17 protein-coding genes and 1 tRNA gene are annotated in these 22,639 nt (G+C 70.0%); 14 read left to right on the forward strand and 4 right to left on the reverse strand.

Features of this window, described 5'->3' with window-relative positions; all coding sequences use genetic code 11:
* Window positions 1-14 precede the first annotated feature (14 nt).
* The 11 genes from O7542_RS14000 (at window position 15) to O7542_RS14050 (ending at window position 12,487) form a co-directional block, all read left to right on the forward strand.
* On the forward strand, window positions 15-1,718 hold the full coding sequence (locus tag O7542_RS14000) for a DUF87 domain-containing protein (protein ID WP_281606405.1): 1,704 nt from the start codon (window positions 15-17) through the stop codon (window positions 1,716-1,718).
* Entirely contained in the window at window positions 1,715-4,180 is a 2,466-nt protein-coding gene (locus tag O7542_RS14005; protein ID WP_281606406.1) for a type IV secretion system DNA-binding domain-containing protein, read from the forward strand. The genes O7542_RS14000 and O7542_RS14005 overlap by 4 nt, the downstream gene beginning before the upstream one ends.
* A gap of 203 nt (window positions 4,181-4,383) precedes the next feature.
* Window positions 4,384-5,235: a replication-relaxation family protein gene (locus O7542_RS14010; protein ID WP_281606407.1), complete on the forward strand. Its 852-nt coding sequence runs from the start codon at window positions 4,384-4,386 to the stop codon at window positions 5,233-5,235.
* 307 nt (window positions 5,236-5,542) lie between these two features.
* A complete protein-coding gene (locus O7542_RS14015; RefSeq protein WP_281606408.1) occupies window positions 5,543-6,238 on the forward strand; it encodes a hypothetical protein in 696 nt (231 codons plus the stop codon).
* Between the two features lie 86 nt (window positions 6,239-6,324).
* A complete protein-coding gene (locus O7542_RS14020) occupies window positions 6,325-7,053 on the forward strand; it encodes a hypothetical protein (protein WP_281606409.1) in 729 nt (242 codons plus the stop codon).
* Window positions 7,054-7,065: 12 nt separating this feature from the next.
* Complete coding sequence (locus O7542_RS14025; RefSeq protein WP_281606410.1) at window positions 7,066-7,659, forward strand: hypothetical protein; 594 nt, start codon at window positions 7,066-7,068, stop codon at window positions 7,657-7,659.
* 171 nt (window positions 7,660-7,830) lie between these two features.
* Window positions 7,831-9,060, forward strand: a complete 1,230-nt coding sequence (locus O7542_RS14030; protein WP_281606411.1) for a MarR family winged helix-turn-helix transcriptional regulator — start codon at window positions 7,831-7,833, stop codon at window positions 9,058-9,060.
* 69 nt (window positions 9,061-9,129) lie between these two features.
* Window positions 9,130-10,119, forward strand: coding sequence for a DUF932 domain-containing protein (locus O7542_RS14035; protein WP_281606412.1), 990 nt, complete (start codon window positions 9,130-9,132; stop codon window positions 10,117-10,119).
* Window positions 10,120-10,243: 124 nt separating this feature from the next.
* Window positions 10,244-10,693 carry a hypothetical protein gene (locus O7542_RS14040; protein WP_281606413.1) on the forward strand — a complete coding sequence of 150 codons (450 nt, stop codon included), beginning with the start codon at window positions 10,244-10,246 and terminating at the stop codon, window positions 10,691-10,693.
* 184 nt (window positions 10,694-10,877) lie between these two features.
* A complete protein-coding gene (locus O7542_RS14045) occupies window positions 10,878-11,906 on the forward strand; it encodes a C40 family peptidase (RefSeq protein ID WP_281606414.1) in 1,029 nt (342 codons plus the stop codon).
* Window positions 11,907-12,118: 212 nt separating this feature from the next.
* Complete coding sequence (locus O7542_RS14050) at window positions 12,119-12,487, forward strand: cyclic-phosphate processing receiver domain-containing protein (protein ID WP_281606472.1); 369 nt, start codon at window positions 12,119-12,121, stop codon at window positions 12,485-12,487.
* Between the two features lie 563 nt (window positions 12,488-13,050).
* On the opposite strand, the gene O7542_RS14055 is transcribed toward O7542_RS14050, so the two are convergent.
* Complete coding sequence (locus tag O7542_RS14055; RefSeq protein ID WP_281606415.1) at window positions 13,051-15,657, reverse strand: LysM peptidoglycan-binding domain-containing protein; 2,607 nt, start codon at window positions 15,655-15,657, stop codon at window positions 13,051-13,053.
* Window positions 15,658-15,934: 277 nt separating this feature from the next.
* On the opposite strand from O7542_RS14055, the gene O7542_RS14060 reads away from it, so the two are divergent.
* From O7542_RS14060 to O7542_RS14070, 3 genes are all read left to right on the forward strand, one after another.
* The gene (locus O7542_RS14060; protein WP_281606416.1) at window positions 15,935-17,857 is read left to right on the forward strand and encodes a hypothetical protein; all 1,923 of its coding nucleotides are present in this window, start codon (window positions 15,935-15,937) and stop codon (window positions 17,855-17,857) included.
* Between the two features lie 780 nt (window positions 17,858-18,637).
* Window positions 18,638-18,847, forward strand: coding sequence for a helix-turn-helix domain-containing protein (locus O7542_RS14065; protein ID WP_030504821.1), 210 nt, complete (start codon window positions 18,638-18,640; stop codon window positions 18,845-18,847).
* Window positions 18,848-18,850: 3 nt separating this feature from the next.
* Complete coding sequence (locus tag O7542_RS14070; RefSeq protein WP_281606417.1) at window positions 18,851-20,062, forward strand: site-specific integrase; 1,212 nt, start codon at window positions 18,851-18,853, stop codon at window positions 20,060-20,062.
* A gap of 114 nt (window positions 20,063-20,176) precedes the next feature.
* On the opposite strand, the gene O7542_RS14075 is transcribed toward O7542_RS14070, so the two are convergent.
* The 3 genes from O7542_RS14075 to cmk all read right to left on the reverse strand — a co-directional run bounded on the left by O7542_RS14075 (window position 20,177) and on the right by cmk (window position 22,492).
* Window positions 20,177-20,250 (reverse strand) — tRNA-Pro (locus tag O7542_RS14075).
* A 158-nt stretch (window positions 20,251-20,408) separates the two neighbouring features.
* Entirely contained in the window at window positions 20,409-21,791 is a 1,383-nt protein-coding gene (gene der / locus O7542_RS14080) for a ribosome biogenesis GTPase Der (protein ID WP_176722856.1), read from the reverse strand.
* 20 nt (window positions 21,792-21,811) lie between these two features.
* Window positions 21,812-22,492 carry a (d)CMP kinase gene (gene cmk, locus O7542_RS14085; protein ID WP_043324890.1) on the reverse strand — a complete coding sequence of 227 codons (681 nt, stop codon included), beginning with the start codon at window positions 22,490-22,492 and terminating at the stop codon, window positions 21,812-21,814.
* Window positions 22,493-22,639: the final 147 nt, after the last annotated feature.

A 22,639-nucleotide genomic window follows, 5' to 3' on the forward strand; every position in this document is an offset into this window, starting at 1 on the left:
GAGGCGTAGAGGGCATGCCGTCGCCGGCCGCGTTGTCGCTCACCCCGTCGCATGTGCGGGTTGGTGACGGTTACGCCGCCACCTACGTCGTGTGCGGCTACCCGGCGGAGGTCGGCCCGGCGTGGCTCGACCCGCTGCTGTCCTATCCGGGACGCGTCGACGTCGCCGTGCACCTGGACCCGGTGGTGCCGCAGTTGGCCGCGCCGATGCTGAAGCGGCAACGCGCCCGCCTCGAATCCTCGCGCCGGCTCGACGCCGACGCCGGGCGGCTGGGCGACCCGATGGTCGAGGCCGCCGCAGCTGATGCCGCCGATTTGGCCGAGCGGGTCGCCCGCGGGGCGGCGAAGCTGTTCGAGGTCGGCATCTACGTCACTCTGCACGCCCGCACCCTCGACGACCTCGCCGCCCTCACCGCCGGTGTGAAGGCGGCTGCGGCGAGCGTGCTGCTGGATCTGCAACCGGCGACGTTCCGCCATCAGCAGGGCTGGCTGTCGACTCTGCCGGTCGGGGTGGACCCGCTGCGGATGCGCCGCGTGCTGGACACTACCGCTCTCGCGGCGGCGTTTCCCCTCGCCTCCGCGGACTTCCCTGCCCCCACACCCGGCAGCACTCCCTTGGCGGAGGGGGTGTTGTACGGGGTCAACACGACCTCCAACGGGGTGCTGGTGTGGAACCGGTGGGCGCAGGACAACCACAACTCGGTCGTCCTCGCCCGCTCCGGGGCGGGTAAGAGTTACTTCGTCAAGCTCGACGTTCTGCGCAACCTGTATCAGGGCACGACCGTCAGCGTCATCGACCCGGAGGACGAGTACACGCCGTTGGCCGACCACGTCGGCGGGACGGTGGTGCAGCTGGGCGTGCCCGGGGTGCGCGTCAACCCGCTCGACCTGCCCGACGACCGGCGGCCGGACACGCTCACCCGACGCGGCCTGTACCTGCATACGCTGATCGCGGTCATGCTGGGCGCGGCCCCGCCGCCGGCCGAACGCGCCGCCCTGGACCGGGCCATCACCGCGACCTACGCCCGCGCCGGAATCAACGCCGACCCGGGCACCTGGACGAAGCCCGCTCCTCTGCTGCGTGACCTGGCCGAGGTGCTCGCCGGGGACGATGATCCGGCCGCCGGGCAGCTGGCCGCCCGGCTCGCTCCTTGGACGGTGGGGAACTTCGCCGGCCTGTTCGACGGGCCCACCACCACCGTCCCGCACGGGCACCTGGTGGTTTGGTCGCTGCGACACCTGCCCGACGAGCTGCGGACCATCGGCACGCTGCTGGCGCTGGACTCGATCTGGTCGGGCATCGACACCCCGCCGGCCGGCGCTAGCCGGGGTCGGCATCTGGTGGTGGTGGATGAGGCGTGGCTGCTGATGCGCGACGGCGAGGGCGCGCGGTTCCTGTTCCGGATGGCGAAGGCGGCCCGAAAGCGGTCGGCGGGGTTGTGCGTCGTCACGCAGGACGCGGCTGATGTGCTGTCGACCGACCTGGGGCTCGCCGTGGTGTCCAACGCCGCGACGCAGGTCCTGATGCGCCAGAGCACCCAGTCGATCGACGCTGTGGTGGAGGCGTTCAACCTCACCGCGGGTGAGGCGCGGCTGCTGCTGGCCGCGCCCCGGGGCGAGGGGTTGCTCGTCGCGGGCAGGTCGCGGATCCCGTTCCGCAGCGTCGGGTCGGCCGCGGAGCACGCGATCGCCGTCACGGGCATCGGGGAGACCGAGTGACCGCCACCCCGGGCTGGCCCGCCGAGATGGGGCATTGGGTGCTCGCCCGGCCGTGGCTGGCCTTCGTCGCCGCCGCGATCGTTGTCGCGGCGGCGTTCGGGCATGACCAGGTGCTCGCCTGGCGGCACCGGCGGTTCACCGCCGGCGCGCGATGGCTGACCGTCGCCGCCCCACCGCAGGTCACCGCCGAGGCCGCCGCAGCGTTCTGGACCACCCTCACCGGCGTCCTGACGCCGTCGGTGTGGCGCCGCTGGGTGTTCGGCTACCCGCATGTCGGCTGGGAGTACACGTGGACCGGCCGCGCGCTGACCATCCGGGTCTGGGTGCCCGGCACGGTGCCGCCCGGAGCGGTCGAGGCCGCCGTCCGCGCGGCCTGGCCCGCCGCCACCATCACCACCACAGATGCCGCCGCGCCGATCCCGCCGCAGGTCGGTGAGGGGGTGGGTGGGGGGCACTGGCCGCAGTACCCCGATGGGCTGCCGCTGCGCAGCGACCACGACACCGATCCGCTGCGGGCGCTGCTCGCCGCCGGCGCCGGGGTCGGCCCCCGCGAGCACGCCTGCGTGCAGGTCCTCGCCCGGCCGGCGCGAGCCCGCCGGGTCCGCGCCGCCCGCCGGGCCGCGACAACGGCCGCCACCCACCCGCACGGGCAGCCGGATCTGGCCGCGCGGGCGGCGTCGGGCATGGCGAGACTGGCTGTCGAGCCGCTGCTGTGGCTGCTCGACGTGTTCACGCCCGGCCCGTCCAGGTCGCCGCGCGGCTCGACTGTGGTGGGTCGGGTGGCCGAGCGGGATCCGGTGGCCGCCGCTGAGGCCCGCACGGTCGTGGACAAGGCGGTGCGGGTGCCGCACTTCGAGATCGCGGTCCGGTTCGCCGTCGCCCGCGACCCGGACACCACACCACCGGATGCGGGGCGGGCCAGGCAGACCCGTGAACGGCTGATCGGGCTGGGGCACACCATCGCCTCGGCCGCCGCCACGTACACGGGCCCGAACCGGCTGCGGCGCATGAAGATGCCCCATCCGGTCGCCACCCTCGCCGGGCGCCGGTTGCGGCGGGGGTTTTTGGCCACGGTGGCGGAACTCGCGGCCCTCGCCGCGTTGCCGCAAGACCTCGCCGTGCCCGGCCTGGACCGCGCCCGAGCGAAGGCTGTGCCGGCGCCCGTGCAGGTCCCCGGCGGTGGGCGTGGCGTCAAGATGCTCGGCCGTGCCCAGATCGGCCGCCACAAGGTCGGGTTGACCGTCACCGACGCCCGCCAGCATGTGCACGTGGTCGGCAAGACCGGCGTCGGGAAGTCCACGCTGCTGCTGAACATGATCCTCGGCGACATCAAAGCTGGCCGGGGCACGGTGGTCATCGACCCGCGCGGAGACCTAATCACCGACATCCTCGACCGGCTCCCCGCCACCTCCGCGGACAAGATCGTGATCATCGACCCGGACCAGGAGAACCCCGGCTGCTTCAACCCGCTCGATGACCGGGGGGATCCGCACCTGGCGGTGGACAACCTGGTGGGGATCTTCGCGAAGATCTTCCAGGGGCAGTGGGGGCCGCGGATGGACGACACGATGCGGGTGGCGTGCCTGACGCTGATGCGCCACGCCAAACCGACGCTGAGCCTGGTGCCGTCGCTGTTGCAGGACAAAGACTTCCGGGCCCGGTTCACCCACGGCCTGGACGACCCGGACGGTCTCGGCGGGTTCTGGGTCTGGTACGACGGCATCAACGAGCAGTTCCGCGGGCAGGTCATCGCCCCCGTCCTCGCCCGGCTACGGGCGTTTCTGCTGCGCGACTTCGTCAAGTCGGTCATCGGCAACGCGCACAGCTCCTTCGACATGGGCCGGGTGCTCGACGGCGGGGTGCTGCTGTGCCGGCTGCCCAAGGGGGTGCTCGGGGAGGAGACGACGCGGATCCTGGGCTCGCTCATCGTGGCCCGCGTCTGGCAGGCCGCCATCGCCCGCGCCAGCATCCCGGAGGACCAGCGCCGCGACGCCGTGCTGTACGTCGACGAGTGTCAGAACTTCCTGACCCTGCCCGGCTCGGTCGGGGACATGCTGGCCGAGGCGCGAGGGTTCCGGCTGGGTCTGGTGCTGGCGCACCAGGACCTGGCGCAGCTGCCGAAGGATGTCGCCGCGGCGGTGTCCGCCAACGCCCGGTCGAAGCTGTTCTTCAACGTCGACCCGGCCGACGCCCGGGAGCTGTCGCGCCACACCAAACCGGAGCTCGACGAGCACGATCTGGCCCACCTCGACGTCTACACCGCCGCCGCGCGGCTGCTGGTCGGCAACCGGGAGCTGCCCTCGTTCACGTTCACCACCAACCCGCCGGCGGAGGTGGTGGGTGAGGCGACCGCGATCCGTCAGGAGTGCGCCGCCGCGCACCGCCGCGCCGACGGTGAGCCGCCGATGCAGCAGGTCGCCCGCTCGGCGATGAAACGGCGGATGTCCAGCCGGGAGCGCTGAGCAACGGCCTGCTCGTTTCGGGCCTCGTCCGGGTGCTGCGGTGAGGGCTCGTTTGGGGGTGTCGGCGAGACGAGACCGCACCCGAGCCCTCCCCCAGCCGTCTGTCAGGTGCCTGACCTGCCCGTGCCTGGCCTGCCTCCGGTCTGTCCGCGAGATCAACTCGTCCAGACTCCCTACCGGGAATCTCTCTGCAGGGGTACCCCATGCCGCAATCACGCTCTGCTGACCTGCTGGCCATCTACCCGCACATCACCAGCCGGGACCGGCAGCTGCTCCACCTCCTCGACGACCATCACGTTCTGACCACCGATCAGATCCACCAGCTGTTCTTCCTGGCCCGACGTACCTGCCAGATCCGCCTCAGCGAGCTGTACGGACTGGGCCTGCTGGAACGGTTCCGGTTCGCGCGCACCGGCGGCGGCAGCCAGCCGTGGCACTGGACCCTCGGCCACAACGGACACCGGTTCCAGGCCGCCGCCCACGAACGACCCGAACCGACCGCCCGGGCGAGCCGACAAGCCGTGCAACGGGTGTCGGCCAGCCCGACCCTGACCCACCTACTCACCATCAACGAGTTCTTCGTCCGGCTCAAGACCCACACCCGGCACCACCCCGACGCGCGTCTGGACCGGTGGTGGTCGGAGCGCACCACCACCCGGCAGTTCCGCACCATCACCGCCGACGGCCACGGCATCTGGACCGCCGCCGGCGCCAGCGCCGGGTTCTGGCTGGAGGCCGACACCGGCACCGAACCGCTGGGCCGGCTGATCGGCAAACTCGACCGCTACGCCACCCTGACCCGACGCGTCGGCATCCGGTACCCGGTGCTGTTCTGGCTCGGCAGCGCCGCCCGGGAGGAACACCTGCACCGGCTCCTACGCGGGCGACGCGGCGACGTCCTCGTCGCCACCGCCACCCACGAGACGGACCCAGCCGAAGCGGTGTGGCTGCCGGTCGGCGCCACCGGCCGAGTCGGACTCGCGCAGCTACCCACCGACCACGGTCAGCCGGTGGCGGACAACCCCAACTTCGACGACGGAGTCTTCGTCCTCTGACACGACCTGTCAGCCGACCCGCCGGAACCTGTCAACGCAGGTGAAGCACTTGATCACGATTGCTGGTCGAGGGCGTGCTGTCAGGTCACGACGCTACGGTGCAGCTTCTTCTCTTTTGTTCGCACCGCAGCCCGTCTGTTCTCCCGGATCTGCCCGCGCCAGCGGGTCACCCCTCGGCCCACCATCCGGTCGGCCCCGTGATCCCGCCCCGCACCTTTCCCGGCAGCACTCCGCCACAGACGCCGCATGCCGGTGGCACCACCACACCCGCAGTCGAACCGCGCCTTCGCGAAGGGAGCACCCCGTCATGCCCGCACTCACCAACACGTCCCTCACCGACCAGGTCATCACCGTCTGCTTCGCCCCCGGCCAGGACGCCGACTGGTTCGCCGCCTCCGAAAAGGTCCACGACCTCCTGCAAGCCAACGGCACGCCGTCGCGCCGCTACCGCGTCCGACACCGCCGCCTCATCGGCTGGCTGACCCGCTTCATCGGCTACTACCTGCTCGACGCCGCCCGCCGCTTCGGCGCGATCACCATCGCCGCCGGCGGCCGCAAGAGCCGCCTCGACCTGACCGGCACCGCCGCCACCGCCGCACACGACGCCGCCCTGCGCTGGCGTGCCTGGCACACCCACATCGCCGCGACCACTCCCCCGGCCCGGCCGTTCGAGGACTACCTCGCCCAACACCACACCGATCCCGCCAAGGTCAGCGCCCACGAGGCCCGCCGACGCTTCGAGCAGCAACCCCGCGTCCTGGCGATGCTCGCCCACCACCTCGACCCATACGAACTGCCCGCCTACCAAGCCGGCGAAGCCACCTACACCGGCCTGCACTGGCGCATCGCCCTGGTCGGCGACGCGCTGATCACCACCGACGGCCGCCTCCTCACCCCGGCAGGCGGCTCCGTCGCCGACCGGTTCCGCTTCCTCAACGACGCCTGCGCCTACCTGCGCCACCTCGACCCACGCGCGCGGCTGTGCGCCGTCACCATCACCTGACACCCCCCGACCCGAAACACCACGGCCGGTCGCAGCCCCGCTGCGACCGGCCTTCGCCATGTCCCACCGTTGGAAGGAGACCCCTGATGTTCCTGACCGACCCGGTGCTGCGGCGCATCGCCGCCGACACCAACGACGTCCTCCCCGAGCAACAGTGGCGCCACGACACCGCCACCGCCGAACCGATCGGCGACCTCGCCCGCCTCCTGCACAAGACCGCGCTCGACTTCACCGACAGCACCACCAACCTCGACCAGGCCCTCACCCGACTGAGTGCACTCGCCGAAACAGGCCGACGAGGACTGGCTGCGCACGCCGGCCTGTACCTCCCCGGTCACCACCAGGTCGTCACCGATGCTCTCGCCGCCCGCGAGCGGCACACCGTCCTCGGCGTCACGCTCACTGCCTGCTACCGCGCCTGGCGCAACCACCGGCCGATGAACGAAGGCGACGAGCGACACGTGCTGCTGCGGCGTTGCGACCCGTCGCGTGGCGTGGCGACCCTGCGGCGCAAGGATCCGGACACGTGGCTGGTGATACCCGACGCCGAAGCCGCCACCGCCTTCGACATCCCCTACCCGCAGCGCATCGTCGGCGAGGTCACCCACACCGAACGGGGATGGGCGCCGACCGCCTACGTCGCCCGTGCGCATCAGGTCCCGCTCGCCACGGTGTACTCCCTGCCGATCCGAGGTGAGCTCACCTCGGCCTGCCGGACGCTGCTGCGCTGGTGGCACCTGCGCCACTCCGACGCCTGGCACAACCGCACCCCCGCACAGCTCACCCCCGCCGAACTCGCCCACCTCACCGACTGACGGAGCAGCGTGATGCCGCACCACAACCTGGTCGAGCGGTGGATCACCGCAGCGACCGGCCGCACTCTCGACCAACACGCCGTCGACCCCATCCCCGCCGCCGCGCACCTACCCGAGACCGCCGACGCTCTCCGCCACCTACGCGACGAGCTGCTGCTCGCCGTCGACCACCTGCGCACCAGACTCCTCAACGAAGACGACCTACACGCATCCACCGCCGCCATCACGGGCTCGGCGAAGACGATCCAGAACCTGGCCGGCGAGTACGGCCACACTCGCGCTCGGATCGACGCCCTCATCGGCGACGAGACGCGGACCGCCTACGCGCTGACCCACCCTGGGCAGCAGGTACGGCGGCGCTACGTCGACCCCTGCGACACCGTGCTGGTCGTTCTGCCGCATACCGACTCCTGCCGCGCGCTCAACCTCGCCGGACACATCGCCCACGTCAGGGTGGGCGGCTCCGACGTCCGGTTTCGGCCGCCCGGCAGCGTCAGCTCGGTGCGGCTGTCCCACTGCGACGCCGGCGTCTACCGGGACCGCACCGAGGGCCGCCTCTACATGCTGCAGCCCGCGGCAGGCGCGCCCGCCACCTCTGGCCGGTAATCGACCGGTCTCATCGCGGCGCCCTTCACCGGGCGACGAATGGCACACCTCGCACGGCACGGCGCTCCCGACGCGCGCCTGCCGCCCCGGCTGCCACCCGCGATCCGGCTCACCATCCGGGCGGCCTCACTCGCGCCGCTTTCCGAACTACGTCCCCAAGGAAGGAACCCCATGAAAGACCTGTCCCTGACGCCTGCAGCGCAGGCTGTCCTCGACGCCCTGACCGATCTTGGCCAGGGCGATGTCCACGAGTTGGCCGACCGCGCCGGAAAAGCGCGCTCGACCACCGACAAGGCACTCAAGACCCTGGCCGACGCCGGCTTGATCGTGCCCGTGGACACCGACGCCGATGCGGCCGATGGCTCGTCCACCCGGTGGGCCCTGCCCGCCCCAGACGGCGCCGCCGCTGCGGAACCGGACGCTGCCGTCGACCTCGGCGACCAGCAGACCGCCGCCGCGGACGAGAGCGAGCAGCTCATCGGATCGCATCTCGACACCTCGGCGAGCGAACCTGCCAACGGCGGCGCGGCTGATCCATCCCGCGACGACCACGCGAACAAGGCGCCGGATGAGGCAGGAGACGAGACCGATCACGACGACAGCAGCGGACGCGACGACGACAGCAGCGAGACCGGTGAGAGTTCCGCCGTCGTTGCGGTGCAGCCGGCGCGGCCCGGTGACCGCAAGGTCATGGCCATCAAGGGAGTCCTGGCCGACTACGGCGACGCCGGCACCACCATCGACCTGATCGTGGCCGAAAGCGGCATCGGACACGCCACCGCGTCCCGGCTGCTGACCGCGATGGAACAGGCCGACGCCGCCCGTCGACTGTCCGGCCTACCAGAGCGGTGGGTCGCCGGCCCGACCAGAGCCAGTGAGGTGGACCCGAACCCGGAGCCGCCCCGCTGCCCGCTGTGCTCCCAGGTCATCCGCGGCCACACGAGCATGCCGATCGCTGCAGCGGCGGTGCTGCCCCTGATCCGACCGGACGGCACGCTGCACGTCGTCGACGAAGACGGACAGACCCACGTCGTCGCCCTGCCGCTGCGCGCACCCGGCCGCACGCCGCGCGTCGCCCGCAGCACGGGCCCGCGCGGTGACGGGACCGTCAACGCCGACGGCAGCCCACCGTTCAGCCGCGGCGAACTGGAAAGACTCACCCTCGACGTCCTGGCCGCCAACCCCGGACAGCAGATGACCCCGCAGGACATCGCCACCGTGCTCGCCAGCCAACTCGGCCGCGCTATCAGCTCCGGGGCCGTGCGGAACAACTGCACCAAGGCCGCCGCCGGCGGTCGGATCCTCCTGGTCTCCGACGCGCCGCTGACCTTCGTCCACCCGGCGCAACCCGACAGCGACAACCCCGTCGAGGCCGACGCGGGCAGCACCGACCAGTCCTGACCAACGCCACTTCCCTGCGGGGGCCGAGCCGCGTGCTCGGCCCCCGCCAGCGCATCGAGAGGAGAATCCGTGCCGCACGAACTCGAGACCTTCACCGACGGAACGACTGCCTTTGCCAGCGCACGCCTGTCGGCCTGGCACCAGCTCGGCACCGTCACCCAGGAAACGATGAAGGCCGAAGAGATCATGGCCGCCGCCCGCCTCGGCGACTGGGGCGTCCGCACTATCCGCACCGTCGGTATCGACATCGTCAACGGCGTCGAGGTGCAGGTTCCCGCCGACGACAAGCGGATGACCGTCCGCCGTAACCCGGTCACCGGCCAGACCGAATACCTGGGCATCGTCGGTACCGACTACACGGTCGTCCAGAACGAGCAGTGTGCCGAGATGCTCGACCGGCTCGTCGATCAGGTCGGCGGCGCCCACTTCGAAACCGCCGGCAGCCTGCGCCGCGGCAAGAGCGTGTTCGTCACGATGAAGCTGCCCGACGCGATGGAGATCGCCGGGGTGGACCGCCTCGACCTGTACCTCATCGGCACCACCTCCCACGACGGCAGCGCCGCCCTGCGGGTGGACGCCAGCCCGATCCGGGTGGTCTGCGCCAACACCCAACGCGCCGCCTTCCAGCACGCCGTCGGCCACTACACCTTCCGGCACACCTCCAACGTCAACTCCCAGATCAGCCAGGCCCGCGAAGCCCTGGGCCTGATGTGGACCTACATGGAGACCTTCGAGAAGGCCGCCGAACGCATGCTCAACGCGGAGCTGACCATGCGGGAGTTCGAAAACGTCGTCGCGCAGGTATGGCCGGTCAAGGACACCGCGTCCGAGCAGGCCAAGAACAACGCCAAGCAACGCCTCGGCACCCTCAAGTACCTGATCCGCGAGGCCGACACCCAGAAAGCCATCACCGGCAGCCGGTGGGCCGGATACCAGGCCATCACCGAATACCTCGACCACTACCAGCCCGCCAAGAACGACCTCGTCCGCGCCAACCGGGTGTTGACCGGCAACACCGGCGACCTGAAAGTCGCCGCCTTCGACCTACTGAAGATCTGACCGCCACACCCATAGCCGCCGGGGCAGCGGTCACCCGCGCCGCTGCCCCGGCATCGAAGGAACGGACACCTCAGATGACACAGCCCCGCACCCGAAGACTCGGCGCAAACCAGAGAACCCGCCGATGACCGGCCATCTCCGCCACCCCCGCGACCTGCGACAGTCGGTATGTGGCCTACCCGCCACCGATGTGCAGCGGTGGGAAACCGACCACCCGCCGCGCATCGGGGACACCTGCGAGGACTGCTACACCCTGCTGCCCGAGGCCGCCCGCCCCGACGACGCCAACCACCCGCCGGGCGACGCCACGCTCATCGACACACTGCGACGCATCCTCGCCGCCCGGCAGTACGCCAAAATCGACGGCGTGCTTGTGGACGTGTGGTCCGCCAGCGTCACCGTCCTCATCTGGGACAAGCTTCGCGAGGACAAACGGCAGCGGCTACTGACCCTGCCATCACACGAGCTGATCCTCCGATGCATCGCGATCTACCGCCACACCACCCAGCACCAGACGGCCAAGGACCGGTCCAGGCACAACCGAGGTACAGGGGCTGAGGCCAGCCGGTGTTGACGCGCCTCACGTTCATCGGCTGATCGAGCAGCTCGAGGTGGGCCGCCCACGTGGGGGCCCACGGTCATTCTCCGCTTCACCACCTTGGAAGCCCTCCGCGCACCTGTCCGCTCCACCGCCGACAAGCGCTCCCGACTGTCCCTGTCCGATCAGCCATCCCCAGCCGTATTGAGAGGCCGCCGCCATGACTAGAGCCATCACCGGCATTGTCAGCCTCGTCGTCGTTGCCTGCCTCGGCCTGCCCATGCTCCTGCTGACGGCCGTCATGGGCGGCGACTCCAGGGGGTGCGGCATCGCCGCCACACCCACCATGCGTCCCGCCGGGCGACCGCCTACCGTCGGCGCCTGGGATGCCGAGCAAGTTGACGTAGCCGCGACCATCATCGACACCGGCGTCACCAAAGGCGTCCCTCGATGGGGCTGGGTCATCGCCGTCGCCACCGCCATGCAGGAATCCCGCCTCCGCAACCTGCCCCATCTAGGCACCCGCAACGACCACGACTCCATCGGGGTGTTCCAACAACGCCCCAGCCAGGGATGGGGCACCGTCGCACAACTGGCTGAACCCGCGTATCAGGCCGGCAAGTTCTTCGACAAGCTCCTCACAATCCCCGGCTGGGAGTCGATGCCGCTCACCCAGGTCGCCCAGGCGGTCCAAGCCTCGGCCTTCCCCGATGCGTACGCCACATGGACCAACGATGCCCTCCGCCTGATGGAGCAACTCACCAGCACCCTCGCCGACTGCACCCCCGATGCACTGGCCGCCCTACCTGCCGGATTCACGCTGCCCTCCGACACCTCGCCAGCGGTGACAACCGCGGTGTTCTGGGCCGCTGCCCAGCTCGGCACGCCCTACCACTTCGGCGGCTCGTGCACCGACCCGCACTCCAACGACCCCCACAAACAGTGCGACTGCTCATCCCTGATGCAAGCGGCCTACCGAGCAGCCGGCATCTCCATTCCTCGCGTCACCACCGACCAAGCCAACGCCGGCTCACCAGTAGCCAGCCCGACCCGCCTGCTACCCGGCGACCTCATCCTGATCCCCGGCAGCAACGGCACCCCGGCCCACCCACGCCACGTCGGCATGTACCTCGGCGAAGGACTCATCATCCAAGCACCGCAGACCGGCGACGTCGTCAAGATCACTCAGCTGAGCAGCTGGAACGACCAGATCGCCAAGATCCGACGGATCGTTCAGGAGCCTGCTTGAGAAGGGCACATTCCTGGGTGCGGGACAGTCGATGCCGCCGGATGCCGCTTGTCGACCATCGTAGCCCTCGCGCCTGCTCAACCAACGACCTCAAGTGCAACTCGACGGCCTAAGTCCGCTACTCACGACGAGTGCTCGGTGGGCGTTCACTGGCCCTCGGGTCGCGGCTAATCCGAATGCCGGATCGCGACGGTGCCAGGCATCATCATCGACTGAACGCTGACCGAATGATCGTCTTGGTGGATGACCTACGTTCGTTCGTGGATGGCCGCACCGCCGAGGTGGCCCGCACCAGCGACGCCGGAGTTGAGCTCCTTGGTCGGTACCGAGACCGGCGCTTGGACGAGTTGTGGCTGGACCATGACCTCGGCGGGGATGACACGATCTGGCCGGTCGTGGAGGTCCTGGAACGGGCGGCCTTCGACAAGCGCCACTTTGACGTCGGCGTCATCAACGTCCACTCCGCCAACCCAGTCGGCGCCACAAAGGTCGCGCTGGTCCTACGCCACTGGGGGTATTACGTCCGCGTCGCTTCGGGCTCGACCGAAGTCGGCTGTCTCGACGGTCCCGCCGTGAGCTGACCGGCGCGCACATGCCTCCCGCCGGCTGCCCACTCTGAGGGCGGCAGAAGAGCAGGACAGGAGGCATGGCTGGGCGCGAGAGCCAGCGGAGGCTCGACCGCCAAGCTGCAGGATCGCCGGACACGGCTCTCGGAAATCCGCCACGAGAACGATACCGATCGGCTAGGCGTAGCTGTAGCTTCCGACTTGGGCTCGGAGGAGGAACTCATGCCGCGGACGTCCGAATACGCGGAGGCCGTCTACCAGTTCATTCAGGAACACGCCACGATTGAGGATGGGTGCCGGGTCTGTCGCGAGCCGCTCTATCCGTGGATGATGGAAGAGTTCCGCCTCAATAGGGCGCGAGGTCAAAGGCATTCGTACCGCAGTGGTCAAAGAACTGGAACGTCGTGGTCTCGTCCACCGCCCCAATCCCAGGAGCGTTCTGCTAATGCTGAAAGATTGATCCTTCGCTCGCCTCACCGGAGGAGATCATCGCCCGCCACCTTTCCGTCGGTGTCCTCCGTGCCGTTCACACCGGTACGGATCCGCATCGCCGCCGCGCGGATTCTCATGTGTTCGGGTCACCCACGGGTCAACTCTGCACCGAGCCGGACGGCTAGGGCGATTGTTTCTTCGCTCGGTTGAGCGTCGAGGTCGGCGAGCACTCTCGTCAGGGCGCGCAGAAGAGTACGAATGCCGTCCGCATCGCCGAGGGCGTGCCGGGCGTGCATAGCCTTGGTGTAAAGGGCTTCGTTGTACCGGTCTAGGACGATGGCTTTGTTCAGCAGGTCAGATGCGGCCTGCGGGTCTGGCTTGAGCAGGTCTTCGGCGAGGAGTAGGTGGGCTTCGGTGCCCCAGCGGCGCACGGTCTCGCGGTGGGGCTGCAGCCACTCGTAGTCCTGCCCCGCGGCCAGTGGCGCGTTGTAGAGTGCACAGGCGGCGGTCAACAGTTCGTGGCGTCGCGGTCCGCTGGCGATGCTGGCGCGGCGCATGAGGTCACGCAGAGTCCACACGTCGACGTCGACCGTCGTCGGATCGAGTCGATACCGGCCAGCGGTTTTGATGACGTAGGCGTTCTTCGTCTCGGCCGTGCCGGCACGGCCGAGGACGTGTCGCAGGTTTGAGGCGTTGGTGTGTACGCGCTGGTCTGCTTGGCTGAGGCGGGCGTCAGGTTCGAGGTATTCGCCGATGTCGCGGGTGGTGACGCCGTCGGGGTGGCAGGCCAGGAAGACGGCGAGTTCGAGGGCTTTGGCGCGCAACGGTCGGCCCGGTTTGGTGATGTCCTCGATCCGCGGCAGGCCGAGCACTCGAAGTCGGGCCTTCCCGGCGACGCCGTCGGAGAGGGCTGGGGTCGGCGCGGGCTGGTCCTGAGGTGCGGTGGCGTTGCGGCTGGCCTGCAGGGCAATGACCTTGGTTGGCTCAGCTGGCGAGGTTGTCGCTGAAGGTTCTCCGGTTTGTGCTTCTCGCAGCGTGGTCAGGGTCTGGATCGCTGTGGTGGGTTCGAGCACGGGTAGGCGCGGCGGTAGCGGTTCGGCTGGCCGACCGGATATGAGGGTGGTCTGTCCGTCTGGCGCTACGTCAATGGTGACGCCGGGGGGCCACTCACCGAGCAGTACCCCGAATACCTGCCTGCTGGCGCCCGCGGCTAGAGCCGCTTTGACGCGGGCTGCGGCTGCTGCGGCTGGTGTCTCTGTGATGAGGACGACCGGAGACAGAACCTCCACTTCCGGAGCCTTCGGTTGTTGCTGCTCATCGGGGTCGGTCAACGTCTGTTCGTCGAGTAGGCGGCTGCGGTGCAGCAGCAGGGTCTCGATCGTGGTGAGTGCGTCGTCGAGGGTGTCGGTGATGTGCAGGCGCGGCCATGAGCTGACGGTCGTCATTTCGGTGCCGTGCAGCGTGGTGAGGGTAGCGGCGTCGATGACGACTTCGCCGCGCGCGTTGGGGTGTTGTGGGTCGCCGGAAGCAAGTACTGCTACGAGGGTGGCGCGTGCGGCGGTAGCTGCGCCGTCGCCGACGAGGCCGAGGCCACCGGACGGCAGCGGGACAAGGGTGGCCAGTGGTGCCCCGTCGTCGGGGTGCGGGAGGTCGGGGTTTCGGGCCACGGCACGGCGCAGTTCGGCCACCGAGGGCGGCAGGTCGGTGGGTGGATCGTCGTGGGGGTCACCGGTGTAGCGGCGCCGGCGCTGCCGCCACACCAGGACTGCGGCCGCGCTGATGGCGGCGGCGAGGGACCAGGGCAGCCACTCCGCGGAGGTCAGCTGCAGACCCCGCTGGTGGTCGGTGTCCTGCGGGTGTTGCGCGCCGTTGGCTTCCGGCGAGGACGAAGGCCGCGTGGGAGCGTCGGTGGGTGACCCGGGATCCGGTGCGGCGGATGTGGTCGGCGAAGAGCTCCTGGGCGCGGCGGCCGTCTCATGGTTTTCCGTGGGCGGATCGGTGGGCTGCAGGGCTTCCGGCGGGTTGTTCGGCGGTGGGGATGGGGCGACGGGGCCGGGTCGCGGTGAGCGCGGGCGGCGGCCCGGGATGGCGGTCTGTGGGGGTTGGGCATCGGCGGGTAGCCGCAGTTCCCAGCCCGGGTAGATCAAGTCGCAGTCACGCAGTGTGCCGCCGACCTGGGGAAAGTGGCGGTGTTTGTTCATGCGGCAGATTTCCGGCCAGCGGCCGGCGTCACCGAGCCACTGCTTGGCGATCTTCGACAGGGTGTCGTGTCGCTCGACGGTGTACAGGTAGCGGGTGTTGCCGACCTGAATCAGTGCCGGCCCCTGGGCGAGGGCTTGTTGAGGAACAGCTACTGCCTCGGCCGCGTCGACGGCCGCCGGTGGTCGAGCGCCGCCGGTGTTCAGTTGGCCGACGGAGGTGACGGCGATGGCCGCGGTGCCGGCCAGGCCGAACACGAGCCGGTGCAGTGGTGCGGGAAGCCGTAGCACCGGGATCCGCCATCGGGTCGCCAGCGCGATCATCTCGGCGATCAGCAGCAGCGCGAGCACGGCCCACAACAGCCACACCGCCCAGACGGCCGCGCCGGCCAGGACGGTCGAGGTGAACCGTTCGTTCGGCTGATCGAACCATGCCACCACCTGCGTCCAGGACGGCCACCTCCGCAGCGGGTTCCCGTCAAGGGACACCAGCAGCGCCGGTACCCCGGCCAGGAACACGACCGTGGCTACGGTGGCCCGGACCGGTCGGATCACGGAGGACACCCGCCCCGCTGTGTGGCGCGGCGGTGTCGACGCGGGCGGGACGTACACCGTGGGACGCGCGTATTCGGCTAGCCGGTTGCCGCTGTCCGGGGATTGCTGCGACATCCTGTCCGTCCCCCCGCTTGGTAGATCCCTTTCCTCTCGCATACACGGCGATACCCATCGAGGGCCATCTCCTCAGGAAGGATTCTCACCATGCGCGCACAATGGATCACGGGATGAGAACGTGGTTGACGATCTACGCCCCGGTCGGGAGAGACTGCCTCGCATGCCAAGCGGGGGCACGCGACTATCGATCGATCTCACGTCGTCGGCAATCGCCGCCACCGTCGACCGCGATGGCACCCGGATCCCCGTCCTGCTCAACGGCCGCATCGTCATGCCGCACGGCATCGTGATCGACCCCGCCGGTCAACTTCACCCCGGCGTCAACGGGCTGCCGGAGCCCTCGGTAGGTCACCGGTTCATCCGAGACCCGGTGGACCTCCTGCACGCGGCTGACGCCGAGCCGCCGGTGGACGCCGTACAGCTGCTCGCCGGGCAGCTGTGGTACGTCGCTGACCAGGCAGTCCGCCAAGTCGCCGTACCGGTCGCCGCTCTGACCGTGACCATCCCGTCGGCCTGGGGACCGCGCCGACGGGGGCATCTCACCGACGCGGCAGCCCGGGCAGGCCTCCCCGCACCGGCCATGGTCACCGCGCCAGCAGCACTCGCCGCTTACGCGACCGCCGGCCACGCCCCGGATGGCACATGTCTGCTGATCTGCGACGCCGAGCGGCGTCCCATCACGCTGACCGTCCTGCAAGCCAGCCGCGACGGGTACCGGGAACTCGCCACCCGCCAGGTGAGCCCGAGCCGCGACCTGGACCGAGACCTCGCGCAGCACCTCTTGACCCGCAGCATCGCGGACGACCCGTCACAACGACCCGAAATACAGGCCATACCCGAGCCAGCCGACGCGGCACTACTGGAGTCCATCCGCCAGGCCAGGACCGCCCTCTCAACTCAGGAACGCGCACCCGTTCTCCTGCCCTCGCCCCGCCCACCGGCCGTTCTGACCCGCGACGACGTCACCGCCGCAGCGCAGCCTCTCCTCGACGAGGCCGCCAATGCCGTCCAAGGCATCCTCGACGCCGCCGACATCAGCCAGCAGCACCTCAGCCACGTGATCCACCGGGAAGCCAGAGCAATCCCGGGCCTACAGGAACGCCTCGCGGCCGTCACCGGGCACACTCCGATCGCCCTCGACGGTCACTCCCACGCCCTCGCTGACGGCGCCCTCGCGCTCACCGCAGCCCATCACCAGACAGCAAGCACCGCCAACGACACCGCACTGCCACGAGTTCGGCTCCGCGTCCGTGACCTGACCAGCGCCATCATTCTCGGCGTCTGCTCGCTCACCGTGCTCCTACAGACCATCCTCACCGCGGACATCGTCACGACCTACTCCGTCCAGGTCGTCGGCGTCCGCCTCTCCCTGCCTCAACTGGGCGTCGCCGGTGCCCTCACCATGCTCACCGCATTCGCCGTGGCGCACCTCGCCCCCACCACCTGGCTCGCCGGCACCACCGACGCAGCCACCTCTAGACCCACCACCGGCCACCTCATCAGACGCGGATACCTCGCCGCCGCCGTCGGCGGATCAACCGCCGCCGCCCTCTACGGCCTCGCCACCGGCACCGCCGTCCAGTTCGGCTATGAGCCATACCTGAAATGGACGCTCGGCTCCGCACTCCCCCTCGCTGTCTGCGCCGCGATCATCGGCGCCACCGCTCCCCGCATTGCGGCTCGGCAACTGTCCTACTGGCTCGCGCGCACTCGTCCGGCGGCCCTGCCCGCCGCCATCGCCGCCACCGGCATCTGTCTCATGCGCGCGGCGATCACCCTCACCCCACCGGTCGACCTGACTGGCATGCCCGGCCTCATCGGCAGCGCCGGAGCAGCACTGCTCGGCATCGCCACCGCCCTGACCACCAGCCGAAGCCGCACCACCCGCACCATCACGGTCCCTGGGCTCGCCATCGGCTACGCCATCGTCTTCACCAGCGATACCAGCAGCGCTCTGCTGGTCGGTTACCTCGTCGCCCTCACCTGGTGGGCCGTTCAACTCGCCGCTTACACCTTGCGGCTCGCCTACCCCGGTGCCGGGCAGGCATTGCGCCGGCTCGCGGGCAGCAGCCACACAGCCTGACGCGTCGTCAGAGCAAACACCGGCGCTAGCCCTCGGGACTCACCGCTGTCCGGCAAATGACGGCGCCACCGGGGTGAGCACCAGGCAGCGCTCCAACAGATGACGGCCCGCCGAGATCGGCGGGCCGTCCATTCAATCGAGCCAGCCTGCCGAGCCTCTCTGCTCGGTGGGCCATCCGCGCATGCCCTCTGGAGCAAGGAGGTCACCGGTTCCACGCGCCCGGATATCGCAGACCACGACCAGCACCAACCCACACATCAGCCTGACCGAAAGGCAATTGACGATGAGAACACTCCAGAGCTTCCCAATCTGCATCGAGATGACCGGGTGCGCGAGCACCGCGACCCGGATCGCGCGTTTCCACACCCAGCTCGGTACGGAGACGCACCGCGTCTCGCAACTGGCGAGCGAGGGCTCGACTGACGCCCTCTGTCCGCCATCCAGCGGTCCGCAGGACCAGGGGGACACCGTCCGTCCGCGATCGATACAGAGCCTGCGATGCCTCTTCGAGGACGAGCCCAGCCCTTGGCTTGACCCCTGGGGGACGCAACGGATGGATAGACGGCCACAGCTGTCAGATGTCGCACCCGCGGGTCGTAGCGACGGCCCCGTTCACCCCCGGCCCCAGCAGCGCCGGGCCAACAAAAGGAGGCATGATCCATGCCCGCCCCGACCCCGAACCGGCCCGGGATCCAGACCAGGTGCCGACGCACGCCGGCCAACTGCCAACCGCACGACGCGGCGCTGGCAGCCCGGTTCGACCGACGTCCTGGACCGGCGATGAACGGCCCCGCCGCCTCCGAATGGCGACCAGACCCACTCCTGACCATCGACGACCTCGCGGCCTGGTTGGGCAAGCCCAAGAACACCCTCTACGCCTGGCACAGCCGAGGCAAGGGCCCTCGCGCCATCCGCGTCGGCAACACCCTGCGCTACCGGCGCAGCGAGGTCGAGCGCTGGCTCGAAGACCACACCGACGCGGAGCGGTGAACCATGGCCCGACCTGAACTGGCCATCGGCACCTCCGGAAAAATCCGGATCGAGAAACTCGGTCCGAAGAGATTCCGGGCACGCGCCCGGTTCCGCGACTACGACGGCATCACCCGCGACATCGAGGCCACCGACACCACAGGCCCGGCCGCCGAACGGGCCTTGAAGGTCAAACTCCGAGACCGTGCCACCCCCACCGACGACGAGATCACCCGCGAAACGCGCATCAGTGCCCTCGCCGAACTGTGGGTCGAAGAGATCACCGCCGAGGAACGCATCGCGCCACAGACCATCCACCGATACGCGACCAGCGTTCGCACCTCGATCCTGCCCGCCCTCGGCAACCTCCGAATCCGGGAAGCCAGCGTCGGACGCCTCGACCGGTTCCTGCGCGACATCGCCAAGGACCGCCCTTCAGCCGCCAAAGGCGTGAAGGTGGTACTCAGTCAGATGTTCGCTCTGGCCATACGCCACGGCGCCATCCCCACCAACCCGGTCCGCGACACCGGCCGACTCCGCAAACCCCGTCGCACCGTCGTCGTCCTGTCCGCCGAGCAACTCCAAGCCGTCCGTACGGCGATCCGCGAATGGCAGCGACCGATCCCTGGTAAGCCCGGGCCTCGGCACAGCGGCGACCTGGCCGAGGTCGTCGACCTCATGCTCGCCACCGGCGCCCGTATCGGCGAGATCCTGGCCCTCCGCTGGGAGGACCTGGACCTCGCCGCCGAACGACCAACCCTGACGATCTGCGGAACGCTGGTCTTCATCAAGAGCCAGGGCTTCTTCCGACAGCCCTGGACCAAGAGCGACGCCGGCTACCGGAGGGTCGTCCTCCCCCGGTTCGCGGTCGGCATGCTCATGGCCCGCAAACTCACCGCCGCGGACAACCCCCACGACGCGATCTTCGCTTCCCGACGAGGCACCTGGCTCTCCCCCAACAACGTCCGCCGTCAGTGGCGCCAGGCCCGCGCCGAAGCCGACCTCGACTGGGTCACCCCGCACACCTTCCGAAAGACCGTCGCCACCCTCATCAAGGAGGAGATCGATACCAAGAGCGCGGCAGCGCAACTCGGGCACTCCAGCGAGGAGGTCACCGACACCTACTACATCGCCAAGCCGGTACAAGCCCCAGACGTGTCCGGCATCCTCGAACGGCTCGGCAGCCACCCGAGCAACCAAGGACCGCCGCCAGGAGAGAACGATGCACACCGATGACGAACTTGGTTGCCGCACCGCGTAAACGGGGGGTTTTCGGGGGGCGGTTCAAATCTCCATCGAAGAAAATCAAAGCCCTGACCAGTGTTTCAGCTGGTCAGGGCTTTTTCTTTGTCGGGACGGCCGGATTCGAACCGACGACCCCTTGACCCCCAGTCAAGTGCGCTACCAAGCTGCGCCACGTCCCGATGCCCCCCGCCGGGTCTCCCCTGCGGCAGCCGGTACAGCTTAGCGCAGGATCTTCGCACCGTCCGCAGAGGCCCCTCCCGCGCCGCGCGCCACACCCCCTAGAGCATCCTAGGAGGGTGTGGCGCGACAACACCAAGAGCGGCAAGCAGAGAGCGCGTCAGCCGTGGGCCTTGCCCCGGCCGCCGGGGCCGAGCTTCTTGCGCGGGCGTACCGAGATCTCGATCGGGCTGCCCTCGAAGCCGAACTCCTCGCGGAGCTTGCGCTCGACGAAGCGCTGATACCCCGCGTCGAGCGGGCCGGTGGTGAACAGCACGAACCGCGGCGGCGCCGCCCCGGCCTGGGTGGCGAACAGGATGCGCGGGGCGCGTCCGCCGCGTACCGGGTGCGGGGTGGCCTGGACCAGCGCGGTGAGCCACTGGTTGAGCTGCGCGGTCGGGATCCGCGTCTCCCAGCTCGCGAGGGCCTTGCGCAGCGCGGGTGCGAGCTTGTCGACGGCGCGGCCGGTCTTGGCGGACAGGTTCAGCCGGATCGCCCAGGGGATGCGCCGCAGCTCGCGGTCGATCTCCTTGTCCAGGTAGTAGCGGCGGTCGCCGTCGACCAGGTCCCACTTGTTGAACGCGATGACCAGCGCCCGGCCGGACTCGACGACCATGGTGAGGATCCGCTGGTCCTGCTCGCTGATCACCTCGCTGGAGTCGATCAGCACCACGGCGACCTCGGCCGCCTCGATCGCCGAGGCGGTACGCAGGCTGGCGTAGTACTCGGTGCCGCTGGCCTTGCCGACGCGCTTGCGCAGACCGGCGGTGTCGACCAGCTGCCAGGTCTCGCCGCCGATCTCGACCAGGCTGTCGACCGGGTCCACTGTGGTGCCGGCGACCGAGTCGACCACCGCCCGCTCCTCGCCGGAGAAGCGGTTGAGCAGGCTGGACTTGCCGACGTTGGGGCGGCCGACCAGCGCCACCCGGCGTGGGCCGCGCGGCCGGTTCTCCACGATCGCGGGCGCCTCGGGCAGCGCGTCGAGGATGGCGTCGAGCAGGTCGCCGGAACCGCGGCCGTGCAGCGCCGAGATCGGGAACGGCTCACCGAGGCCGAGCGACCACAGCGAGGTCGCCTCCATCTCGATGGTGGTGTTGTCGGCCTTGTTGGCGATGAGGATCACCGGCTTGGCGCTGCGGCGCAGCATCTTCACCGCGGCCTCGTCCACGTCGGTGGCGCCGACCATGGCGTCCACCACGAACAGCACCACGTCGGCGGTCGCCACCGCGGTCTCGGCCTGGGCGGCGATGGCCGCGGCCCGGTCCTTGGCGTCGGGCTCCCAGCCGCCGGTGTCCACCACCGTGAACGCCCGGCCGTTCCACTGCGCGTCGTAGGGCACGCGGTCCCGGGTCACGCCGGGAATGTCCTCCACGACCGCCTGCCGGCGGCCGATGATGCGGTTGACGAGCGTGGACTTGCCCACGTTGGGGCGGCCGACCACGGCCACCACGGGCTGCGGGCCGGCCGGCTCACCGGAGTCGACCTCCGGCTCGCGCAGCTCCACCCAGCCTTCGAAATCCTGACTCACGCGGCACCCCGCTCCGTGAGCATCTCGCGCAGGCGGGCCACTACCTCGTCGATGCCCAGCTCGGTGGTGTCCAGCACCACCGCGTCGGGGGCCTGCTGCAGCGGGTTGACCTTGCGGGTCGAGTCGAGGCGGTCCCGGCGGGCCAGGTCCGCGGCGGTCGCCGCGACGTCGGCGGCGTCCTCGGCGCTGCGCCGCTTCGCGCGCGCCGCCTCGGAGGCGGTCAGGTACACCTTCAGGTCCGCGTCCGGCGCGACCACCGAGCCGATGTCCCGGCCTTCGACCACGATCCGGCCCGCGTCGGCGATCACCCGCCGCTGCCGGTCCACCAGCAGCTCGCGTACGGCGGCGACGGCGGCCACCGCTGACACGGCGGCGGTCACCTCGGCGCCGCGGATGGCGGTGGACACGTCGGTGCCGTCGACCGTCACGGCGTACCCCTGGGGGTCGGTGCCGATGCGCAGGTCGGCCTCGGCGGCGACCTTTGCCACCGACTCGGCGTCGGTGAGTTCCACGCCGGAGCGCAGGACCGCCCAGGTCAGCGCCCGGTACATGGCGCCGGTGTCGAGGTAGCGGGCGCCGAGGCCCGCGGCCAGCCGCCGCGACACGGTGGACTTCCCCGAACCGGACGGCCCGTCCACAGCGACCACACATCGCCCGGCCGGTACGTTCTCCTCCACCGTTGTCCTCCTCAGCCCGTACCTCGCGGGTCGCCCGGATTCCCGGGCGCCGTTGAGCGGATGGTTCTGTCGTCAATCATGCCCGCGCCGCGCGGGCGTCCCGCCGGGCGGCACGCGCCGGCCCGCGGACCGCGTCGAAGCCTACCG

This window comes from Micromonospora sp. WMMC264 (assembly GCF_027497275.1).
In the GTDB taxonomy this organism is placed as follows: domain Bacteria; phylum Actinomycetota; class Actinomycetes; order Mycobacteriales; family Micromonosporaceae; genus Micromonospora; species Micromonospora chalcea.